Genomic DNA, 19,299 nt, shown 5'->3' with positions numbered 1-19,299 from the left:
CACCGGTTCTACGAGTCGCGGGGCTTCGCCCGCAGCCATGAAGGCTTCAAGCTCGCTCTCCGGTTCCCTTTTCGCTGGGCTACCGGGACGGTTCCGTCCGCCAGGCGGTCATGTTCAGCTCGTCGAGCAACCGTACGTCGCTTCCCTCCAGCGGGAAGGTGCGCGCTTCCAGGCCGGGGGCCGGTGCGATCTCCAGCGCGTCGCCCTCGATGAGGTCGCCGCCGGTCGGGGTGGAGACCCAGGCGAGGAGCGACCGCATCGTCTCTCCCGGCTTCAGCATGACCTCCGTCGGGCCCGGGTCGCTCCCCATGTAGGAGGAGCCCGGATTCACCGGGACCGGAAGCGGGTCACCGGCTTCGTCCAGGGCCCGGACGGACGGATACCCGTCGACGCGGTACGGCTTGCTGCCGCAGTTGGTGAGGGTGAGGCCGACGGCCCGGTGGCCCAGCGCGGCCTCGACCTCGCCCATGTCGACGACGACTCCGGAGGACGGGCAGCCGGCGCCCACGGTGGGCGTGGGGCCGGGCCCCTGCGCCGACGCAGGCGGCGGCCGGTCGGGGAGTGCCACCGGGGCGCTCGGAAAAGGTGACGGCAGCTCGTCGGCGTGCACCCCGTACGAGGCGCTCGGCGTGGGCTCCGGCTCCCCCTCGCCCGCCGGCACGAGAAATCCGGCGCATCCCGAGAGCGACAGGCCCAGCGCCCCGGCCATGAGCACGGCCGCCGTCGGCCGCCGTCTCCCGGCCCTCGCCCGTGTCAGTTCCCGCACGCTCATGGCCCCGCCCCCGTGCCGGTCTGCCGCATAGGCGTTCGATCATGCCAGAGCGCGGAGCCCCCTCCCACGATTGTTGAGCATTTCTTCCCCTTCACCCCAAGCAGAACTAAGTGGACCTTCACGGTCCGGTCGACCGACACTTCGGGGATGACAGCACTCCCTCCAGCCCCTTTCGGCCGCGCTCTCTGCGCGATGATCACACCCTTCACCGCCTCGGGCGCGCTGGACCAGGAGGCCGCCCAGAAGCATGCCGCCTCGCTGGTCGCCGACGGCTGCGACGGTCTGGTGCTCAGCGGCACCACCGGCGAGTCCCCGACCACCACCGACGCCGAGAAGACCGCACTGCTGCGGGCGGTCAGGGCGGCGGTCGGCGACAGTGTGCCGATCGTCGCCGGGGTCGGCAGCTCGGACACCCGGCACACCGTGGCCCTCGCCCAGCAGGCCGAACAGGCGGGTGCGGACGGCCTGTTGGTGGTGACGCCGTACTACAGCAGACCGCCGCAGGCCGCCGTCGAGGCGCACTTCCGGCGCGTCGCCGACGCGACCGGCCTTCCGCTGATGCTGTACGACATCCCCGGCCGCACCGGCACGCGCGTCGAGCCGGAGACCCTGCTGAGGCTCGCGGAGCACCCGCGCATCGTGGCCGTGAAGGACTGCGCGTACGACCTGCTCGGCTCCACGAAGGTGATCGGCGCGACCTCGCTGGCGTACTACTCGGGCTGCGAGGAGCTGAATCTGCCGTTGTACGCGGTGGGCGCGGCAGGCTACGTCAGCACGGTCGCCAATGTCGCGCCCCGGCAACTGAGGGCGGTCCTGGACACCTTCGACGCCGGGGACACCGCAGGGGCCGCCCGGCTCAACCGGCTGACCCTCCCGCTCGCCGAGTTGATGATGGCGTCCGGACTTCCCGGCACGGTCACGGCGAAGGCCCTGCTCGACGCCGGACCGGTCCGGGAACCGCTGCAGCCCGCCGACCGCGAGGCGGCCGACGGGCTGCGGAGGGCGTACGAGGAACTCCTCGCCGCCACGGGCTAGTTGTGGCTGTGCAGGATGTCGTTGAGGCCGCCCCAGACCGCGTTGTTCGGGCGGGCCTCGATGGCGCCGGTGACCGAGTTGCGGCGGAAGAGGATGTTCGAGGCGCCGGAGAGCTCACGTGCCTTGACGATCTGGCCGTCCGGCAGCGTGATGCGGCTGCCGGCCGTGATGTAGAGCCCGGCCTCGACGACACACTCGTCGCCGAGCGCGATCCCCACACCGGCCTCGGCGCCGATCAGGCAGCGCTCGCCGATGACGATGCGCTCCTTGCCGCCGCCGGAGAGGGTGCCCATGGTGGAGGCGCCGCCGCCGATGTCGGAGCCGTTGCCGACGACGACACCGGCGGAGATCCGGCCCTCGACCATCGACGTACCGAGGGTGCCCGCGTTGAAGTTGACGAAGCCCTCGTGCATGACGGTGGTGCCGGAGGCGAGGTGCGCGCCGAGCCTGACACGGTCGGCGTCGGCGATCCGGACGCCCTTGGGCGCGACGTAGTCCGTCATCCGGGGGAACTTGTCGACCGAGGTGACCTGAAGGTGCAGGCCCTCGGCGCGGGCGTTCAGCCGCACCTTCTCCACGTCGTCGACGGCGACCGGGCCGAGCGAGGTCCAGGCGACGTTGGTGAGGAGGCCGAAGAGGCCGTCCAGGTTCTGACCGTGCGGCTGGACGAGGCGGTGCGAGAGGAGGTGCAGGCGCAGGTACGCGTCGTGCGCGTCGAGCGGCTTGTCGTCGAGCGAGGCAATGACCGTACGTACGGCGACGATCTCGACACCGCGGCGGGCGTCCACGCCGATGGCCTTGGCGGCACCCTCACCCAGGAGGTTGACGGCCCGGTCGGGGGTGAGCCGCTCGGTTCCGGCCGGGCTCGGCTCGGCGGTGAGCTCGGGGGCAGGGAACCAGGTGTCGAGAACGGAACCGTCGCCGGCGATGGTGGCGAGGCCGGCGGCGACGGCGCCGGTGGTGCGAGCAGGAGTCGTGTCGGTCATGACACGAACCTAACCGGCGAGGCACCGCCGGAGCCAACCGGTCTCGCCGGATGGTCGCGGCGTGGTCCCCGAGAGACCGCAACCACCTGGTCAGCCGGGCTGCGCCTGCCGTTCGGGCGCCACCGCGGGAGAAGGTGAAGCTGCGATTCCAAGGCGGAGAACGGAGTCGACGCGAAGGGGGTCCCACCACTCCGGCGATGACCAGCACTCCGCCGCGATCGCCGCGCAAGCAGTGCATATCCCATGTGTACGAGTGCACGCACCGTTGCCGGCACCTCAGTACGGCAGCTTTGCGCCATCCGGAGCGCTACGGTGTCCCGACCGGCACACAGGACGACAACACACAACGGAGCAGCAGTGGCGCAGGACGCAGGGTGGGGCGGTGTTCCGCCGTACGGCGGAGCACCGTATGGAGGGCCACCGGGATGGGGCGGCTGGATGCCACCGCCGAAGCCCGGAGTGATACCGCTGGTGCCCCTGAAGCTCGGGGACATACTCAACGGCGCCTTCAGCGCGATGGGGCGCTACTGGAAGCAACTGTTCGGCGTCGGCGTGACCGTGTACGGCGGGGCGCTGGTCGTCGTGGGGGCAGCGGCCGCGGTCGCGTACTCCGCGACCAGCGACCATCTGCAACGGGTCATCTCGCTCAGCGCCGAGGAAGATCCGTCGTCGAAGGACACGGCACCGATACTGATCGCCCTGGGCTCCGTCGGCCTGGTCGCCATGGTCGCCTTCATGCTCGGTACGGCCATGATGTACGCGACCGTTCCCGCGGTCCTGCAGGAAGCAGTACTGGGCAGGCCGACCACCTTCTCCGTCATCTGGCGCCGGGCCTGGGCCCGCGTGCCGACGTTGATCGGAACGGTGCTCCTGACCGCCCTGATCGCGGTGATCCCAGTGGTGTTCGCGGTGATCGGCTTCTTCGCCCTCGTGATCGGCGCGATCAGTCTGGCCCACGGGTCCGGCGCCGCGGTGTGGACCTCGCTCGGCTTCCTGGGCGCCCTGGCCACCGCGCCCGTGGCGGCCTGGCTCTGGGTGAAATTCAGCCTGGCCCCCTCGGTCGTGGTCTTCGAGGGCCAGCGCCCGGTGGCGGCATTGCGCCGCTCGTCGCAGCTGGTGCGCGGCGACTGGTGGCGGATCTTCGGGATCAGCCTGCTGGCCTCCGCGATGGCGGCCGTGGCGAACTACATCATCCAGATCCCGTTCTCGTTCCTCGGCATGTTCTCCGGCGTCATCGGCGGCGCGACCCTGGACGACGACCCGAACCCCGCCGCGATCGCCTTCGCCATGAGCGGCTACGTGGTGATCTACGCGCTGGGGCAGCTGATCGGCCAGCTCGTCTCGGCGACATTCCCCCAGTTGGTGACCGGACTCCTCTACGTCGACCGGCGCATGCGTACGGAGAACCTGGGCCCGGTCCTCACCGAGGCGGCAGCTGTACCGGCGCAGTACGGCCCCCAGTAGGGTCGGGACTGGCGCGGTGGCTTCCGCTTGGTCTCCAGTCCCCGACCCTACCGGGGCGTGTTTCGACGGTAGCGCCGTCCGCCCGGACTGATGCAGCACAGCGTTCCTCTCGTCGGCGTGATGTCGAGGAGCAGGTTGCGGTTCCCGCGCCAACGGCGGAGACGCCTCATGCGTACAGCAGACGAACACCGCCGAACGGCCCCCGGCAGAAGCCGGGGGCCGTTCGGCGGTGCAGATGGCTCAGACGTTGAAGCCGAGCGCGCGCAGCTGCTCGCGCCCGTCGTCCGTGATCTTGTCCGGGCCCCACGGCGGCATCCAGACCCAGTTGATCCGCAGCTCGCTGACGATGCCGTCGGTCGCGGACTTCGCCTGGTCCTCGATGACATCGGTCAACGGGCAGGCCGCGGACGTCAGGGTCATGTCGAGGGTGGCGATGTTGGCGTCATCGATGTGGATGCCGTAGATCAGGCCCAGGTTGACGACGTCGATGCCCAGCTCGGGGTCGACGACGTCGTACAGGGCCTCGCGGACCTCCTCCTCGGAGGCCGGCTTGGTCGTCAGGGTCTCGTTCTCGCTCATGCCGTCTTCCCTTCGGACAGCGCTTTCGCCGTCGCGTCCTTCCACGCCATCCAGCTCAGTAGCGCGCACTTGACCCGGGCCGGGTACTTCGAGACACCGGCGAACGCCACCGCGTCCTCCAGTACCTCCTCCATCGCGTCGTCCGGCTCCAGCTGGCCCTTCGACTGCATCAGTTCCAGGAAGGCCTCCTGGATCTTCTGCGCCTCGCCCAGCTCCTTGCCGACCAACAGGTCGTTCAGCACGGATGCGCTGGCCTGGCTGATGGAGCAGCCCTGACCCTCGTACGACACATCGGCGATGGTTTCGCCGTCGTACTTCACCCGGAGAGTGATCTCGTCGCCGCACGTCGGGTTGACGTGGTGCACCTCGGCGTCGCCGTCCCGCAGGCCGCGCCCGTGGGGGTGCTTGTAGTGGTCCAGGATCACTTCCTGATACATGGAATCAAGCTTCACCAGTCAACCCTCAGCCGCTGCGTCTATTAACCGAAAAAGTTCCGTACGTGTTCCAGACCGTCCACCAGGGCGTCGACCTCGGCGGGCGTGGAGTACAGATAGAACGACGCTCGCGTCGTCGCAGGAATTCCGTACCGCAGGCAGACCGGCCGTGCGCAGTGGTGTCCGACCCGGACCGCGATGCCCTGCTCGTCGAGTACCTGGCCCACGTCATGGGGGTGGATGTCGCCGAGCGTGAAGGAGATCGTGGCGCCGCGGTCCTCGGCCGTCGCAGGACCGATGATCCTGAGGTCCGGGACCTCCAGGAGCCGCTTCACCGCGTACTGGGTGATCGCGTGCTCGTGCCGGTAGATCTTCTCCATGCCGATCGCCGAGAGGTAGTCCACGGCCGCGCCGAGGCCGACGGCCTGGGCGATCGGGGGCGTACCGGCCTCGAACTTGTGCGGCGCGGGGGCATACGTCGACGAGTGCATCGACACGGTCTCGATCATCTCGCCGCCGCCGAGGAACGGAGGCAGGTCCTCCAGGAGCTCCTGCCGTCCCCAGAGGACGCCGATGCCGGTCGGGCCGACCATCTTGTGGCCGGTGAAGGCCACGAAGTCGGCCTGCAGCGCCTGCACGTCGAGCACCATGTGCGGGGCAGCCTGCGAGGCATCGATGCAGACCAGCGCGCCGACCTGCTGGGCACGGCGGATGATCTTCTCGACCGGATTGATCGTGCCCATGATGTTCGAGACCAGGGTGAAGGAGACGATCTTCGTCTTCTCCGTGATGATCTCGTCGATGTTGGACAGGTCGAGACGGCCGTCGTCGGTGATGCCGAACCACTTCAGCTTCGCGCCGGTGCGCTGCGCGAGCAGCTGCCACGGCACGATGTTGGAGTGGTGCTCCATCTCCGTGATGACGATCTCGGTGTCGTGGTCCACCCGGTAGGGCTCATCGGCCCAGCCGAGCATGTTGGCCACGAGGTTGAGCGACTCGGAGGCGTTCTTGGTGAATATCACTTCGTCGCGGCTGGGCGCGTTGATGAACGCGGCGATCTTGTCACGGGCGCCTTCGTACAGCGCCGTGGCCTCCTCCGCGATCGTGTACACACCGCGGTGCACATTGGCGTTGTACCGCTCGTAGTACTCGTTGAGGGCATCGAGTACCTGGCGCGGCTTCTGCGAGGTCGCCGCGCTGTCCAGGTAAACGATCTTCTTCCCGTCGTGCACCGTGCGATCCAGCAGGGGGAAGTCCTTGCGGATCGCCTCGGTGTCGAGGAGGCCCGGCAGCTGTGTCACGCGGAAGCGCCACCCTTCACATATGCCTCGTAGCCCTCGTTCTCCAGCTTGTCGGCGAGCTCGGCGCCGCCGGACTCGGCAATGCGGCCGTTGGCGAAGACGTGCACGAAGTCGGGCTTGATGTAGCGGAGGATCCGCGTGTAGTGAGTGATCAGCAAGGTGCCGACCTCGCCGGTCTCACGGACCCGGTTGACACCCTCGGAGACGACGCGCAGGGCGTCGACGTCGAGACCGGAGTCGGTCTCGTCGAGGATCGCGACCTTCGGCTTGAGGAGCTCCAGCTGAAGGATCTCGTGGCGCTTCTTCTCACCGCCGGAGAAGCCCTCGTTGACGTTGCGCTCGGCGAACGCCGGGTCCATCTGCAGCTGGGCCATCGTCTCCTTGACCTCCTTCACCCAGGTACGCAGCTTGGGCGCCTCGCCGCGGACGGCGGTGGCGGAGGTGCGCAGGAAGTTGGAGACCGAGACACCGGGGATCTCGACCGGGTACTGCATCGCGAGGAACAGGCCGGCGCGGGCGCGCTCGTCGACGGTCATCTCCAGGACGTCCTCGCCGTCCAGGGTCACCGAACCGCTGGTGATCGTGTACTTGGGGTGGCCTGCGAGGGAGTACGCGAGGGTGGACTTGCCGGACCCGTTGGGGCCCATGATGGCGTGGGTCTCGCCCTGCTTCACGATCAGGTCGACGCCCTTGAGGATCTCCTTCGTGGCGTTGTCGGCCTCGACGGAGACGTGCAGGTCGCGGATTTCAAGCGTTGCCATGGGTGACTCAGGACTCCTGGGTGACGGAGACGAGCACATCGTCCCCTTCGATCTTGACGGGGTATACGGGGACGGGGCGCGTCGCGGGAAGGCCGGACGGCTTGCCGGTGCGGAGGTCGAAGCTGGAGCCGTGCAGCCAGCACTCGATCATGCAGTCCTCGACCTCTCCCTCGGACAGTGAGACGTTCGCGTGCGAGCAGATGTCGTTGATCGCGAACACCTCGCCCTCGGTGCGTACGACGGACACCGGAATGCCGTCGAGCTCCACCCGCTTCGGGGTGTCGTCCTCCAGCTCACTCAGCGCACAGGCTTTGACGAAGGCCATCAGACGGAAGCCTTCAGCTCGGTCTCGATCTTGTCGAGCAGCCGCGCCTCGACGTCCGGCAGACCGATCTGCTGGACCAGCTCGGCGAAGAAGCCGCGCACGACGAGCCGGCGGGCCTCCTCTGCCGCGATGCCGCGGGACATGAGGTAGAAGAGCTGCTCGTCGTCGAAGCGGCCGGTCGCGGAGGCGTGACCGGCGCCGACGATCTCGCCGGTCTCGATCTCCAGGTTCGGTACCGAGTCGACCCGCGCGCCGTCCGTGAGGACGAGGTTGCGGTTCATCTCGTAGGTGTCGGTGCCCTCGGCCCTGGCCTGGATGAGCACGTCACCGATCCACACCGCGTGTGCGCCGTCGCCCTGGAGCGCGCCCTTGTAGGCGGCGTTGGACTTGCAGTGCGGGGTGTTGTGGTCGACCAGGAGGCGGTGCTCCTGGTGCTGGCCCTTGTCGGTGAAGTACAGGCCGAAGAGCTCGGCCTCGCCGCCGGTGCCCGCGTAGCTGACGCGCGGGTGGAGACGGACGAGGTCACCGCCGAAGGTGACGACGATCGACTTGAACGAGGCGTCCCGGCCGACCAGCGCGTTGTGCTGGCCGACGTGGACCGCGGTCTCGTCCCAGTCCTGCACGGAGACGACGGTCAGCTTCGCGCCGTCACCGAGGACATAGTCCACGTTGGCGGCGAGCACCGCGTCACCGGTGTGGTCGATGACGACGACGGCCTCGGCGAAGGCGCCCAGCTCGACGACCTGGTGGCCGTAGGCCACACCGCCCTCGCCGTGCACCGCGATGCGGATCGGCTCGGTGAGCACGGCCTCCTTGGCGACCGTGACGACGGATGCCTGCTCGAAGGACGAGTACGCCTGGGCGGCGACACGGTCCACCGGGGTGCCGGCCTTCCCGAGCCGGGAGTCGTCACGGCCGACGGTCTCGATCGTGACGCCCTCGGGGGCCTCGATCACGACCTTCACACCGCCACCGTCGGCGACGGCCGTGCCGTCGTGCAGCCCGCGCAGCCGCTCCAGCGGCGTGAACCGCCACTCCTCCTCGCGGCCGTGCGGGACCGGGAAGTCCGCGACGTCGTAGGACGGGGGCGCGCTCATGCGCGTGGCGACGGTCGACTCGGCGGCCACCGCGATGGACCCGGTGGTGGTGGACCCCGCCGGAATGTTCTGAGCCTCAGCCATGGCTGTCGTAGTGCTCGCTTTCTCTGTCAAAAGTCGGGGGATTCGGTCGTCAGGCCGTGCCAGGCCGTGTTAGCCGACCGATCCCTCCATCTGCAGCTCGATCAGCCGGTTGAGCTCGAGGGCGTACTCCATCGGCAGCTCCTTCGCGATCGGCTCGACGAAGCCGCGCACGATCATCGCCATCGCCTCGAACTCTGTCAGACCACGGCTCATCAGGTAGAAGAGCTGGTCCTCGGAGACCTTGGAGACGGTCGCCTCGTGCCCCATCGACACGTCGTCCTCGCGGACGTCGACGTACGGGTAGGTGTCGGAGCGCGAGATGGTGTCGACCAGCAGCGCGTCACACAGGACGTTGGACTTCGCGCCGGGCGCGCCCTCACCGATCTCGATCAGACCGCGGTAGGAGGTACGGCCGCCGCCTCGCGCCACCGACTTGGAGACGATGTTGGAGGAGGTGTTCGGCGCCATGTGGACCATCTTGGCGCCGGCGTCCTGGTGCTGGCCCTCGCCCGCGAAGGCGATGGACAGGGTCTCGCCCTTGGCGTGCTCGCCCATCAGGTAGACGGCCGGGTACTTCATGGTGACCTTGGAGCCGATGTTGCCGTCGACCCACTCCATGGTCGCGCCCTCGTAGGCCACGGCGCGCTTGGTGACCAGGTTGTAGACGTTGTTCGACCAGTTCTGGATCGTCGTGTAGCGGCAGCGTCCGCCCTTCTTCACGATGATCTCGACGACCGCGGAGTGCAGCGAGTCGGAGGAGTAGATCGGCGCAGTGCAGCCCTCGACGTAGTGGACGTAGGCGTCCTCGTCGACGATGATCAGCGTCCGTTCGAACTGGCCCATGTTCTCCGTGTTGATACGGAAGTAGGCCTGCAGCGGGATGTCGACGTGGACACCCTTGGGCACGTAGATGAACGAGCCGCCGGACCACACGGCCGAGTTCAGCGAGGCGAACTTGTTGTCGCCGACCGGGATGACGGTCCCGAAGTACTCCTTGAAGAGCTCCGGGTGCTCCTTCAGCGCGGTGTCGGTGTCGAGGAAGATGACACCCTGCTCCTCCAGGTCCTCACGGATCTGGTGGTAGACGACCTCGGACTCGTACTGCGCCGCGACCCCGGCGACCAGGCGCTGCTTCTCCGCCTCCGGGATACCGAGCTTGTCGTAGGTGTTCTTGATGTCCTCGGGCAGGTCCTCCCAGGACTCCGCCTGCTTCTCCGTGGACCGCACGAAGTACTTGATGTTGTCGAAGTCGATGCCCGACAGGTCGGAGCCCCAGTTCGGCATGGGCTTCTTGTCGAAGAGCCTGAGGCCCTTGAGGCGCAGCTTCAGCATCCACTCGGGCTCGTTCTTCTTCGCCGAGATATCGCGGACGACATCCTCGGAAAGCCCGCGCTTGGCTGCGGCGCCTGCCGCGTCGGAGTCGGCCCAGCCGAATTCGTACGTACCCAGACCCTCGAGCTCAGGGTGGGCAGTCTCCGTAGGGAGCGTCATGCGGGGTTCCTCCCGGCCGTGCTTGCAGATACTGAATTGGTGGTCTGTGGTGCTGCTGAGTGGCCGCTGCGCGGAATGTACGTCGTACACACACCGTCGCCGTGGGCGATGGTGGCCAGACGCTGCACATGCGTCCCGAGGAGGCTGGAGAAGAATTCTGTCTCCGCCTCGCACAGTTGCGGATACTGCTCGGCGACGTGGGCGACCGGGCAGTGGTGCTGGCACAGCTGCTCGCCCTGCTGCGGGCCGGGCGCGCTACGCGCCGTAGCAGCGTACCCGTCGGCGGACAAGGCCTTGGCCAGCGCCTCGGTGCGCGCCTCGGGGTCCACGGCCTCGATCACCCTGCGGTACGCCTCGTCCTGGGCCGCGATCCTGGCCCGGGCGAATGCGATGACCGCTTCGTCACCCGAGGTCTCGGCGATCCAGCGCAGCGCGTCTGCGGCGAGCTTGTCGTAGGACTGGTCGAAGGCGTCCCGTCCGCAGTCGGTCAGGGCGAACACCTTGGCCGGGCGGCCGCGGGTCCGCGCCCCGTAGACCCGCTGTTCACGGGCCTCGACGACGCCGTCGGAGACGAGGGCGTCGAGATGGCGACGGACCGCGGCCTGGGTGAGGCCGAGGCGCTTCGCCAGTTCGGCGGCGGTGGACTGACCGTGATCCAGGATGGAGCGCGCGACCCGGTTGCGCGTCGAGCGCTCTCCGGTCGCGAGTTCCTCCTGCGGTGACTCCCGCTTGGCCTCGCCGTATTTCACAACGCCATTGTTGCGTAATTCATCGGGCCCTGACAACCACGGTCCGAAACGATCTACGGTGCAGTTCATCACTTAGGGTTACCTAATTCGGCCCCGGGAGACAGGCTGTTCCCGCCCCTGCCTAGACTTACCGGCCATGAAGAGCGAGCCCGTCGTACAGGTCAGGAACCTGGTGAAGCGGTACGGCCCCAAGACCGCTGTGGACGGCCTCGACCTGTGTGTACGCACCGGCGCGGTCACCGCCGTCCTCGGCCCCAACGGCGCCGGCAAGACCACCACCATAGAAACCTGCGAGGGCTACCGCCGCCCGGATGACGGGACGGTACGGGTCCTCGGGCTCGACCCGGTCGCCGACGCCGCGAAGCTCCGCCCCCGGATCGGCGTGATGCTCCAGTCGGGCGGTGTCTACTCCGGGGCGCGCGCCGACGAGATGCTCCGCCACATGGCGAAACTCCACGCCCACCCACTCGACGTCGACACCCTGATCGAGCGCCTCGGCCTCGGCAGCTGCGGCCGTACGCCCTACCGTCGGCTCTCCGGCGGCCAGCAGCAGCGCCTCGCCCTGGCGATGGCCGTCGTCGGCCGCCCCGAACTGGTCTTCCTGGACGAGCCGACCGCCGGCCTCGACCCGCAGGCCCGCCACTCCACCTGGGACCTCGTACGGGAGCTGCGCACCGACGGCGTGTCGGTCGTCCTCACCACGCACTTCATGGACGAGGCCGAGGAGCTCGCCGACGACGTCGCCGTCATCGACGCGGGCAAGGTCATCGCCCAGGGCAGTCCCGAGACGCTCTGCCGCGGCGGCGCCGAGAACACTTTGCGCTTCACCGGCCGCCCGGGGCTCGATCTCGGCTCCCTCCTGAAGACACTGCCCGACGGCACGGAGGCGGCCGAGCTCACCGCGGGCACGTACCGCATCACCGGCGACGTCGACCCGCAGCTGCTGGCCACCGTCACCTCCTGGTGCGCGCAGCACGGAGTGATGCCGTCCGGCATCTCCGTGGAGCGTCACACCCTGGAGGACGTCTTCCTGGAACTGACCGGCAAGGAGCTGCGCGCATGAGCGCCGGTACGTACACCCCGCAGCCGGGCGCCGCGCCGCTGTCCCGCATGATCACCACGCAGACCGCGCTGGAGACGCGGATGCTGCTCCGCAACGGCGAGCAGCTGCTGCTGACCGTGATCATCCCTACGCTGCTGCTGGTGCTGTTCAGCGCGGTCGACATCGTGGACACGGGCGCGGGCGAATCCGTCGACTTCCTGACGCCCGGCGTTCTCGCGCTCGCCGTGATGTCCACGGCCTTCACGGGCCAGGCCATCGCCACCGGCTTCGAGCGGCGGTACGGGGTGCTCAAGCGACTCGGTGCCTCGCCGCTGCCCCGCTGGGCACTGATGACCGCCAAGACGCTTGCGGTACTGGTCACCGAGGTGCTGCAGGTGGTGCTGCTCACGGTGATCGCGTTCGCGCTGGGCTGGTCGCCGAACGGCAACCCCTTCGCCGTCCTGATGCTGCTCGCGGTCGGCACCGCGGCCTTCTCCGGGCTCGGGCTGCTGATGGCCGGGACGCTCAAGGCGGAGGCGACGCTCGCCGCGGCCAATCTGGTCTTTCTGCTGCTGCTGGTCGGCGGCGGGGTCATCGTGCCGCTGGAGAAGTTCCCGGACGCGGTGCAGTCGGTGCTGGGTCTGCTGCCGATCACCGCGCTGTCGGACGGACTGCGGGATGTGCTCCAGCACGGCGCGTCGATGCCGTGGGGCGATCTCGGGATCCTCGTGGTGTGGGCGGTGCTCGGACTGGGCGCGGCGGCGAAGTTCTTCCGCTGGGAGTGAGTCCGCAGAAGCGCTCCGTCGACGGTTCGAGGTAACTCGTCCCCCTCGTGAAAGCTTGCACAAGCCGCCGCCTACGATGGTGCGCGTGCCCAAGCTGACCCGAGCCGAAGTCGCTCAAGCCGTGCGGAACCCGCTCCTCTACATCGCCGAGCGATGGACTCCGTCCCCCCGCACGGTCCGCCGTGCGGCCATGTCGGCCGTCGTCATGGCCGTGCTCATCGTCGTGACCGGCGGCGCGGTACGGCTGACCGGTTCCGGCCTCGGCTGCCCGACGTGGCCCAAGTGCACCGAGGAGAGCCTCACGGCGACGAGCGAGATGGGCATCCACGGCGTCATCGAGTTCGGCAACCGGATGCTGACGTACGTGCTGTGCGCGGCGGTCGGATGGGCGATCGTCGCCGCCCGGTGCGCGAAGCCCTGGCGGCGCAGCCTGACCCGGCTCGGCTGGGCTCAGTTCTGGGTGGTCATGGGCAACGCGGTGCTCGGTGGCATCGTGGTGCTGGTCGGCCTCAATCCGTACACCGTCGCAGCGCACTTCCTGCTCTCCACGGCGCTGATCACCGTCGCGATGGTGACCTGGCAGCGGGTCGGTGAGGGCGATGCGGCGCCCCGTCCCCTGGTGGGCAAGGCGGTGTCCCAGCTGACCTGGCTGCTCGTGGTCGTGGCGGGTCTGCTGATCACGGTCGGCACGGTCGTGACGGGTGCCGGACGGCACGCGGGTGACTCCAGCGACGTTCCCCGCATTCCGATCGACTGGGAGATGATCACCCAGCTGCACGCCGATCTGGCTTGGGCCGTGGTGGCGCTGACCGCCGCGCTCTGGTTCGTACTGAAGGCCGTGGACACGCCGGTCGGCCCGCTGCACCGCACCCGTGATCTCTTCCTGGTGCTGCTGGGACAGGGCGTGATCGGTTACGTCCAGTACTTCACGAACACCCCGGAGATCCTCGTCGGCCTGCACATGCTCGGCTCGTGCCTCGTGTGGATCGCGGTCGTGCGGGTGCTGCTGTCGATGCGTGAGCGCCCGGTGGCGGTCTCACCGACGGCGACTCCGCGCAGCGAAACAGCGGTCGTCGCCTGAAAGACGCTGCGCACCGGGGAGCAACTGGCGCAAGGCGTCATCGGATACGTGCAGTACGGACCGTCCCCGGTGCGCGGCGTGAATCTCAACGAGCCGAATCCTGCAGGGGTTACGTCGGCCACTAGATGCGACAACCACCAGATGTGACTGGCCGAAAGCCCTCTGCTCGCCGGACTGATCCGGTGAGCGGGGGGCTTTCGTCGGCTTCAAGCCTCGTTGGAGGGGCCGCCGAGCTGAATGCCGGCCATCCGCGTCCACTCGTACGGGCCGGTGCGGACCTTCGCCGCGAACTCCCCGTCGAAGGACTCGTGCATCGTGATCCCGGCTTTCCGCGTGGCGCTCTCGGCGACCGCGTACGACGGGGCCACCAGATCGCCCCAGCCGCCGTCCTCGCCCACGAGAACGATGCGGGTGCCCATCTGCCCTATGTAGGCGAGCTGCCCCTCCGCACCGCCGTGTGCCTTGGAGAAGGCGCCGATCTGCTTGGCGAGCTTCGCCGCCCTGCGCTCCGCGCGGGCCGCCTGCTTGCCGCTCTCAACCTGGGTCTCTGCCGTCTCTGCCATGCTCAGGATGCTACCGACGGGTAGATCGACTGGCGACGGGCGGGGTACGTGGCATGGACCACGCACCCCGCCCGTCGGCAGGAATCGATGAAGCCGGACTACCTCAGGAAGGGGTCGACCGCCACGGCGACGAAGAGCAGCGAGACGTAGGTGATCGACCAGTGGAACAGCCGCATCTCCTTGAGCTTCCCGCCGGTCACCCCGGCCTTGGCCCGGTTGAGCAGAGCGTGCGCCTCCCAGAGCCAGAATCCGCCGGTCAGCAGCGCCACCGCCGTGTAGAACCAGCCGGTGTAGCCGAGCGGGGTCAGCAGCAGCGAGACGGCGACCATCACCCAGCTGTAGATGACGATCTGGCGGGCCACCACGCGGTTGGAGGCGATGACCGGGAGCATCGGAACGCCGACCCGGGCGTAGTCGTCCTTCACCTTCATGGACAGCGGCCAGTAGTGCGGCGGCGTCCAGAAGAAGATGACGGCGAAGAGGATGACCGCGGCCCAGGACATCGAGCCGGTCACGGCGGACCAGCCGATGAGGACCGGCATGCAGCCCGCGATGCCGCCCCAGACGATGTTCTGCGAAGTGCGGCGCTTCAGCAGCATCGTGTAGCCGACGACGTAGAAGAGCAGCGCACCGAGCGCGAGCGCGGCCGACAGCCAGTTGACGAGCAGCCCGAACCAGACCGTGGAGATCACCGCGAGGGTGATGCCGAAAACCAGGCACTCACGCGGGCTCACCATGCCGGTGACCAGCGGACGCTGCGACGTACGGTCCATCAACGCGTCGATGTCGCGGTCGATGTACATGTTCAGTGCGTTGGCGCCGCCTGCGGAGAGATACCCGCCGATGGTGGTGGCGAGAACGAGCCACAGGTCGGGTACACCCTGAGCAGCGAGGAACATCACCGGAACAGTGGTGATCAGCAACAGCTCGATGATCCGAGGCTTGGTCAGCGCCACGAATGCCTTGACACGGGCCCCGAACGGGCGATGGCCCCCTGGGCTGGGAGTCAAGGCGACCCCTGCGGGTCGGGACTCGACGGCCGTCACGCACACCCCTGACAGAGAAATCCCAGCAAGCTCCGGGCGTGAAGGCCCGATAAAGACTTGCGCGAACCAGACCACTGTAGACGTTGGGGACAGGCCGCCCTTCGCGGGGGTGGGGTCGTGTTGAAGTGGCGTATGAGCAAGGGGGCTCGCTCATCGGAGCAGCGCTCGAGAAGGGGGTCTCGCTCATCGAACGGGCACGGAAGTGGACGTGACACATAAGTAAGAGGACGCGCTCATCGGACGGCACATAAGTAAGGAAACGCGCTCATCGGAGGGCGCATAAGTGAGCCGCTGCGCTCATACGGGAGGCGAACTCCGCGGGCCGCCCGCACCCTGGAAAGCAGCCGGAAAATGCTTGTTCCGACGGGGGTAGGCTCGACAACGCCCGGTGCGGTCACAGTCACCGGTTTACAACAGTGGAGAGGAGCCCTGACTCAGGGTGAGCACCAAGCCGACCACCACAGATCTCCAGTGGACCGAATTGGACCAGCGGGCCGTGGACACTGTCCGCGTCCTTGCCGCCGACGCCGTACAGAAGGTCGGAAACGGCCACCCGGGCACGGCGATGAGCCTGGCTCCCGCCGCGTACACCCTCTTCCAGAAGGTGATGCGGCACGACCCCGCCGACGCCGAGTGGGCCGGTCGCGACCGGTTCGTGCTCTCTGCGGGTCACACCAGCCTGACCCTCTACATCCAGCTCTATCTGGCCGGGTACGGCCTGGAGCTCGATGACCTGAAGGCTTTCCGTACCTGGGGCTCGAAGACCCCCGGTCACCCGGAGTACGGCCACACCGCGGGCGTCGAGACGACCACGGGCCCGCTGGGCCAGGGTGTCGCCAACGCCGTGGGCATGGCGATGGCCGCACGCTACGAGCGCGGCCTGTTCGACCCGGAGGCGGCCCTGGGCACCTCCCCGTTCGACCACATGGTCTGGGTCGTCGCCGGCGACGGCTGCCTCCAGGAGGGCATCTCCGCGGAGGCGTCGTCGCTGGCCGGGCACCAGAAGCTCGGCAACCTGGTCCTGCTGTGGGACGACAACCACATCTCCATCGAGGGCGACACGGAGACCGCGGTCTCCGAGGACACCCTGAAGCGGTACGAGGCGTACGGCTGGCACGTCCAGCGCGTCGACCAGCTGCCCAGCGGCGACCTGGACCCGGCGGGTCTGTACAAGGCGCTGCAGGCCGCCAAGGCCGAGACCGAGCGCCCGTCGTTCATCGCCGCCCGCTCGATCATCGCCTGGCCCGCCCCGCACGCCCAGAACACCGAGGCCTCGCACGGCTCGGCGCTCGGCGACGAAGAGGTCGCCGCGACGAAGAAGGTCCTCGGCTTCGACCCGGAGAAGTCCTTCGAGGTCTCCGACGAGGTCATCTCCCACACCCGTGAGGCGCTGGACCGCGGCCGCGAGGCCAAGGCCAAGTGGGAGAAGACCTTCGCCGCCTGGCGCACCGCCAACCCGGAGCGCGCCGCCGAGTTCGACCGGATTTCCGCGGGCGAGCTGCCCACGGGCTGGGAGGACAAGCTTCCGGTCTTCGAGCCGGGCAAGAGTGTCGCCACCCGTGCCGCCTCCGGCAAGGTGCTCCAGGCGCTCGGCGAGATCGTCCCCGAGCTGTGGGGCGGCTCCGCCGACCTGGCGGGCTCGAACAACACCACGATCGACAAGACGTCGTCGTTCCTCCCGGAGGGCAACCCGCTGCCCGGCGCGGACCCGTACGGGCGCACGATCCACTTCGGTATCCGCGAGCACGCCATGGCCGCGGCCATGAACGGCATCGCCCTGCACGGCCACACCCGTATCTACGGCGGCACCTTCCTGGTGTTCTCCGACTACATGCGCAACGCCGTGCGCCTGTCCGCGCTGATGCACCTGCCGGTGACGTACGTGTGGACGCACGACTCGATCGGTCTCGGCGAGGACGGCCCGACCCACCAGCCGGTGGAGCACCTGGCCTCGCTGCGCGCCATCCCGGGCCTGAACATCGTCCGCCCGGCCGACGCCAACGAGACCTCCATCGCCTGGCGCGAGATCATGCGCCGCCACACCAAGGTGTTCGGCAAGGGAGCCCCGCACGGTCTGGCGCTGACCCGCCAGGGCGTGCCGACGTACGAGGCGAACGAGGACGCGGCCAAGGGCGGCTACGTGCTTTTCGAGGCCGAGGGCGGCCGGCCGCAGGTTCTCCTGATCGGTACGGGCTCCGAGGTGCACCTCGCCGTCGAGGCACGCGAGGAGCTGCAGGCGGCCGGCATCCCGACCCGTGTGGTCTCGATGCCGTCGGTCGAGTGGTTCGAGGAGCAGGACCGGGCGTACAAGGACAGCGTTCTGCCGCCGTCCGTGAAGGCCCGGGTCGCGGTCGAGGCCGGTATCGGTCTGACCTGGCACCGGTACGTCGGAGACGCCGGCCGGATCGTCTCGCTGGAGCACTTCGGCGCCTCGGCCGACGCCAAGGTCCTCTTCCGCGAGTTCGGCTTCACCGGCGAGCACGTCGCCGCCGCCGCGCGGGAATCTCTCGCCGCCGCCGCACGCTGACGCCGTTATACGATTAGTAGGAGATGCAATTCTCATGACAGACGCACTCAAGCGCCTCTCCGACGAGGGCGTGGCGATCTGGCTCGATGACCTGTCGCGCAAGCGGATCACCTCGGGCAACCTTGCCGAGCTGATCGACCAGCAGCACGTCGTGGGCGTCACCACCAATCCGTCGATCTTCCAGAAGGCGATCTCGCACGGCGATGGTTACGAGCAGCAGCTCACCGACCTCGCCACCCGAAAGGTCACCGTCGACGAGGCCATCCGCATGATCACGACGGCCGATGTACGGGACGCCGCGGACATCCTGCGCCCGGTCTTCGACGCCACGGACGGCCAGGACGGCCGGGTCTCCATCGAGGTCGACCCGCGCCTGGCCCACCGCACCGATGCCACCGTCGCCGAGGCCAAGCAGCTGGCCTGGCTGGTCGACCGGCCCAACACGCTCATCAAGATCCCGGCGACGAAGGCCGGTCTCCCGGCGATCACCGAGGTCATCGGCAAGGGCATCAGCGTCAATGTCACGCTGATCTTCTCGCTGGAGCGCTACCGCGAGGTCATGGACGCCTACCTGGCGGGGCTGGAGAAGGCGAAGGCCGCGGGCCTGGACCTCTCCAGGATCCACTCGGTGGCTTCGTTCTTCGTGTCCCGTGTGGACTCCGAGATCGACAAGCGCCTCGACGCGGTCGGCACCCCGGAGGCCAAGGCACTCAAGGGCAAGGCAGCCCTCGCCAACGCCCGGCTCGCCTACCAGGCGTTCGAGGAGGTGTTCGGCTCCGCCGACGGATCGGCACAGTCCTCGGACCGCTGGGCCGCTCTGGACAAGGCGCGGGCCAACAAGCAGCGTCCGCTGTGGGCCTCGACCGGTGTCAAGGACCCCGCATACAAGGACACGCTGTACGTCGACGACCTGGTCGCCCCCGGCACGGTGAACACCATGCCCGAGGCCACCCTGGAAGCCACGGCCGACCACGGACAGATCACGGGCAACACCATCACCGGCACCTACGAGCAGGCCCGTGCCGAACTCGATGCCGTCGCGAAGCTCGGGATCTCCTACGACGATGTCGTCCAACTGCTCGAGGACGAGGGCGTCGAGAAGTTCGAGGCGTCCTGGATCGACCTGCTCAACTCGACCGAGGCGGAGCTCAAGCGCCTCGCCCCTTCGGAGGGCTGA

19 protein-coding genes are annotated in these 19,299 nt (G+C 68.4%); 7 read left to right on the top strand and 12 right to left on the bottom strand.

Annotation, left to right across the window (positions count from 1 at the left end):
* Window positions 1-79: 79 nt before the first annotated feature.
* Window positions 80-772: a DUF4232 domain-containing protein gene (locus ACZ3IC_RS08805; RefSeq protein ID WP_467413973.1), complete on the bottom strand. Its 693-nt coding sequence runs from the start codon at window positions 770-772 to the stop codon at window positions 80-82.
* A gap of 147 nt (window positions 773-919) precedes the next feature.
* Between ACZ3IC_RS08805 and dapA the strand changes: the two genes are divergently transcribed.
* Window positions 920-1,807 carry a 4-hydroxy-tetrahydrodipicolinate synthase gene (gene dapA, locus ACZ3IC_RS08800; protein WP_467413970.1) on the top strand — a complete coding sequence of 296 codons (888 nt, stop codon included), beginning with the start codon at window positions 920-922 and terminating at the stop codon, window positions 1,805-1,807.
* On the opposite strand, the gene dapD is transcribed toward dapA, so the two are convergent.
* Window positions 1,804-2,793 (bottom strand): 2,3,4,5-tetrahydropyridine-2,6-dicarboxylate N-succinyltransferase, encoded by a 990-nt coding sequence (gene dapD, locus ACZ3IC_RS08795; RefSeq protein WP_467413968.1) that lies wholly within the window; start codon window positions 2,791-2,793, stop codon window positions 1,804-1,806. The two genes, dapA and dapD, sit on opposite strands and share 4 nt — an antisense overlap.
* Before the next feature lie 471 nt (window positions 2,794-3,264).
* On the opposite strand from dapD, the gene ACZ3IC_RS08790 reads away from it, so the two are divergent.
* A complete protein-coding gene (locus ACZ3IC_RS08790; protein WP_467413966.1) occupies window positions 3,265-4,257 on the top strand; it encodes a DUF7847 domain-containing protein in 993 nt (330 codons plus the stop codon).
* Between the two features lie 240 nt (window positions 4,258-4,497).
* Here the strand turns inward: ACZ3IC_RS08790 and ACZ3IC_RS08785 are convergent, their stop codons facing one another.
* The 8 genes from ACZ3IC_RS08785 to ACZ3IC_RS08750 all read right to left on the bottom strand — a co-directional run bounded on the left by ACZ3IC_RS08785 (window position 4,498) and on the right by ACZ3IC_RS08750 (window position 11,114).
* The gene (locus ACZ3IC_RS08785) at window positions 4,498-4,836 is read right to left on the bottom strand and encodes a metal-sulfur cluster assembly factor (protein WP_145802444.1); all 339 of its coding nucleotides are present in this window, start codon (window positions 4,834-4,836) and stop codon (window positions 4,498-4,500) included.
* Window positions 4,833-5,288 (bottom strand): Fe-S cluster assembly sulfur transfer protein SufU, encoded by a 456-nt coding sequence (sufU, locus tag ACZ3IC_RS08780; protein ID WP_389285356.1) that lies wholly within the window; start codon window positions 5,286-5,288, stop codon window positions 4,833-4,835. The genes ACZ3IC_RS08785 and sufU overlap by 4 nt, the downstream gene beginning before the upstream one ends.
* 26 nt (window positions 5,289-5,314) lie before the next feature.
* Entirely contained in the window at window positions 5,315-6,571 is a 1,257-nt protein-coding gene (locus ACZ3IC_RS08775; protein WP_467413961.1) for a cysteine desulfurase, read from the bottom strand.
* A complete protein-coding gene (sufC, locus tag ACZ3IC_RS08770) occupies window positions 6,568-7,332 on the bottom strand; it encodes a Fe-S cluster assembly ATPase SufC (RefSeq protein ID WP_467413960.1) in 765 nt (254 codons plus the stop codon). The genes ACZ3IC_RS08775 and sufC overlap by 4 nt, the downstream gene beginning before the upstream one ends.
* A gap of 7 nt (window positions 7,333-7,339) precedes the next feature.
* A complete protein-coding gene (locus tag ACZ3IC_RS08765) occupies window positions 7,340-7,657 on the bottom strand; it encodes a bifunctional 3-phenylpropionate/cinnamic acid dioxygenase ferredoxin subunit (protein ID WP_093899509.1) in 318 nt (105 codons plus the stop codon).
* Entirely contained in the window at window positions 7,657-8,838 is a 1,182-nt protein-coding gene (sufD, locus tag ACZ3IC_RS08760; RefSeq protein WP_467413958.1) for a Fe-S cluster assembly protein SufD, read from the bottom strand. The genes ACZ3IC_RS08765 and sufD overlap by 1 nt, the downstream gene beginning before the upstream one ends.
* Window positions 8,839-8,907: 69 nt before the next feature.
* Complete coding sequence (sufB, locus tag ACZ3IC_RS08755) at window positions 8,908-10,329, bottom strand: Fe-S cluster assembly protein SufB (protein WP_114243915.1); 1,422 nt, start codon at window positions 10,327-10,329, stop codon at window positions 8,908-8,910.
* Complete coding sequence (locus ACZ3IC_RS08750; RefSeq protein WP_467413956.1) at window positions 10,326-11,114, bottom strand: helix-turn-helix transcriptional regulator; 789 nt, start codon at window positions 11,112-11,114, stop codon at window positions 10,326-10,328. The genes sufB and ACZ3IC_RS08750 overlap by 4 nt, the downstream gene beginning before the upstream one ends.
* A 100-nt stretch (window positions 11,115-11,214) precedes the next feature.
* Here ACZ3IC_RS08750 and ACZ3IC_RS08745 point away from each other — a divergent pair, with 100 nt between their 5' ends.
* The 3 genes from ACZ3IC_RS08745 (at window position 11,215) to ACZ3IC_RS08735 (ending at window position 13,986) form a co-directional block, all read left to right on the top strand.
* Window positions 11,215-12,141 carry an ABC transporter ATP-binding protein gene (locus ACZ3IC_RS08745; RefSeq protein ID WP_467413954.1) on the top strand — a complete coding sequence of 309 codons (927 nt, stop codon included), beginning with the start codon at window positions 11,215-11,217 and terminating at the stop codon, window positions 12,139-12,141.
* Window positions 12,138-12,905 (top strand): ABC transporter permease, encoded by a 768-nt coding sequence (locus ACZ3IC_RS08740; protein WP_467413952.1) that lies wholly within the window; start codon window positions 12,138-12,140, stop codon window positions 12,903-12,905. The genes ACZ3IC_RS08745 and ACZ3IC_RS08740 overlap by 4 nt, the downstream gene beginning before the upstream one ends.
* 76 nt (window positions 12,906-12,981) lie before the next feature.
* Window positions 12,982-13,986, top strand: a complete 1,005-nt coding sequence (locus ACZ3IC_RS08735; protein ID WP_467413950.1) for a COX15/CtaA family protein — start codon at window positions 12,982-12,984, stop codon at window positions 13,984-13,986.
* A 206-nt stretch (window positions 13,987-14,192) separates the two neighbouring features.
* On the opposite strand, the gene ACZ3IC_RS08730 is transcribed toward ACZ3IC_RS08735, so the two are convergent.
* Entirely contained in the window at window positions 14,193-14,549 is a 357-nt protein-coding gene (locus tag ACZ3IC_RS08730; RefSeq protein ID WP_467413948.1) for a hypothetical protein, read from the bottom strand.
* 98 nt (window positions 14,550-14,647) lie between these two features.
* Window positions 14,648-15,601 carry a heme o synthase gene (locus ACZ3IC_RS08725; RefSeq protein WP_467413946.1) on the bottom strand — a complete coding sequence of 318 codons (954 nt, stop codon included), beginning with the start codon at window positions 15,599-15,601 and terminating at the stop codon, window positions 14,648-14,650.
* A 433-nt stretch (window positions 15,602-16,034) separates the two neighbouring features.
* Between ACZ3IC_RS08725 and tkt the strand changes: the two genes are divergently transcribed.
* Both tkt and tal read left to right on the top strand, forming a co-directional pair.
* Complete coding sequence (gene tkt, locus ACZ3IC_RS08720; protein WP_467413944.1) at window positions 16,035-18,122, top strand: transketolase; 2,088 nt, start codon at window positions 16,035-16,037, stop codon at window positions 18,120-18,122.
* A 34-nt stretch (window positions 18,123-18,156) separates the two neighbouring features.
* Window positions 18,157-19,299 (top strand): transaldolase, encoded by a 1,143-nt coding sequence (gene tal / locus ACZ3IC_RS08715; RefSeq protein WP_467413943.1) that lies wholly within the window; start codon window positions 18,157-18,159, stop codon window positions 19,297-19,299.

It is taken from the genome of Streptomyces sp. NPDC002958 (assembly GCF_055563255.1).
This window is presented reverse-complemented; position numbering and strand designations above follow the sequence as displayed.

Excerpts from the sequence above, each read along its gene's own strand:
- dapA (WP_467413970.1), top strand. The coding sequence starts at position 920 with ATGACAGCACTCCCTCCAGCCCCTTTCGGCCGCGCTCTCTGCGCGATG.
- sufB (WP_114243915.1), bottom strand. The coding sequence starts at position 10,329 with ATGACGCTCCCTACGGAGACTGCCCACCCTGAGCTCGAGGGTCTGGGT.
- ACZ3IC_RS08740 (WP_467413952.1), top strand. The coding sequence starts at position 12,138 with ATGAGCGCCGGTACGTACACCCCGCAGCCGGGCGCCGCGCCGCTGTCC.
- sufC (WP_467413960.1), bottom strand. The coding sequence starts at position 7,332 with ATGGCAACGCTTGAAATCCGCGACCTGCACGTCTCCGTCGAGGCCGAC.
- ACZ3IC_RS08785 (WP_145802444.1), bottom strand. The coding sequence starts at position 4,836 with ATGAGCGAGAACGAGACCCTGACGACCAAGCCGGCCTCCGAGGAGGAG.
- dapD (WP_467413968.1), bottom strand. The coding sequence starts at position 2,793 with ATGACCGACACGACTCCTGCTCGCACCACCGGCGCCGTCGCCGCCGGC.
- ACZ3IC_RS08745 (WP_467413954.1), top strand. The coding sequence starts at position 11,215 with ATGAAGAGCGAGCCCGTCGTACAGGTCAGGAACCTGGTGAAGCGGTAC.
- ACZ3IC_RS08730 (WP_467413948.1), bottom strand. The coding sequence starts at position 14,549 with ATGGCAGAGACGGCAGAGACCCAGGTTGAGAGCGGCAAGCAGGCGGCC.
- sufD (WP_467413958.1), bottom strand. The coding sequence starts at position 8,838 with ATGGCTGAGGCTCAGAACATTCCGGCGGGGTCCACCACCACCGGGTCC.
- tal (WP_467413943.1), top strand. The coding sequence starts at position 18,157 with ATGACAGACGCACTCAAGCGCCTCTCCGACGAGGGCGTGGCGATCTGG.
- ACZ3IC_RS08805 (WP_467413973.1), bottom strand. The coding sequence starts at position 772 with ATGAGCGTGCGGGAACTGACACGGGCGAGGGCCGGGAGACGGCGGCCG.
- ACZ3IC_RS08765 (WP_093899509.1), bottom strand. The coding sequence starts at position 7,657 with ATGGCCTTCGTCAAAGCCTGTGCGCTGAGTGAGCTGGAGGACGACACC.
- ACZ3IC_RS08735 (WP_467413950.1), top strand. The coding sequence starts at position 12,982 with ATGGTGCGCGTGCCCAAGCTGACCCGAGCCGAAGTCGCTCAAGCCGTG.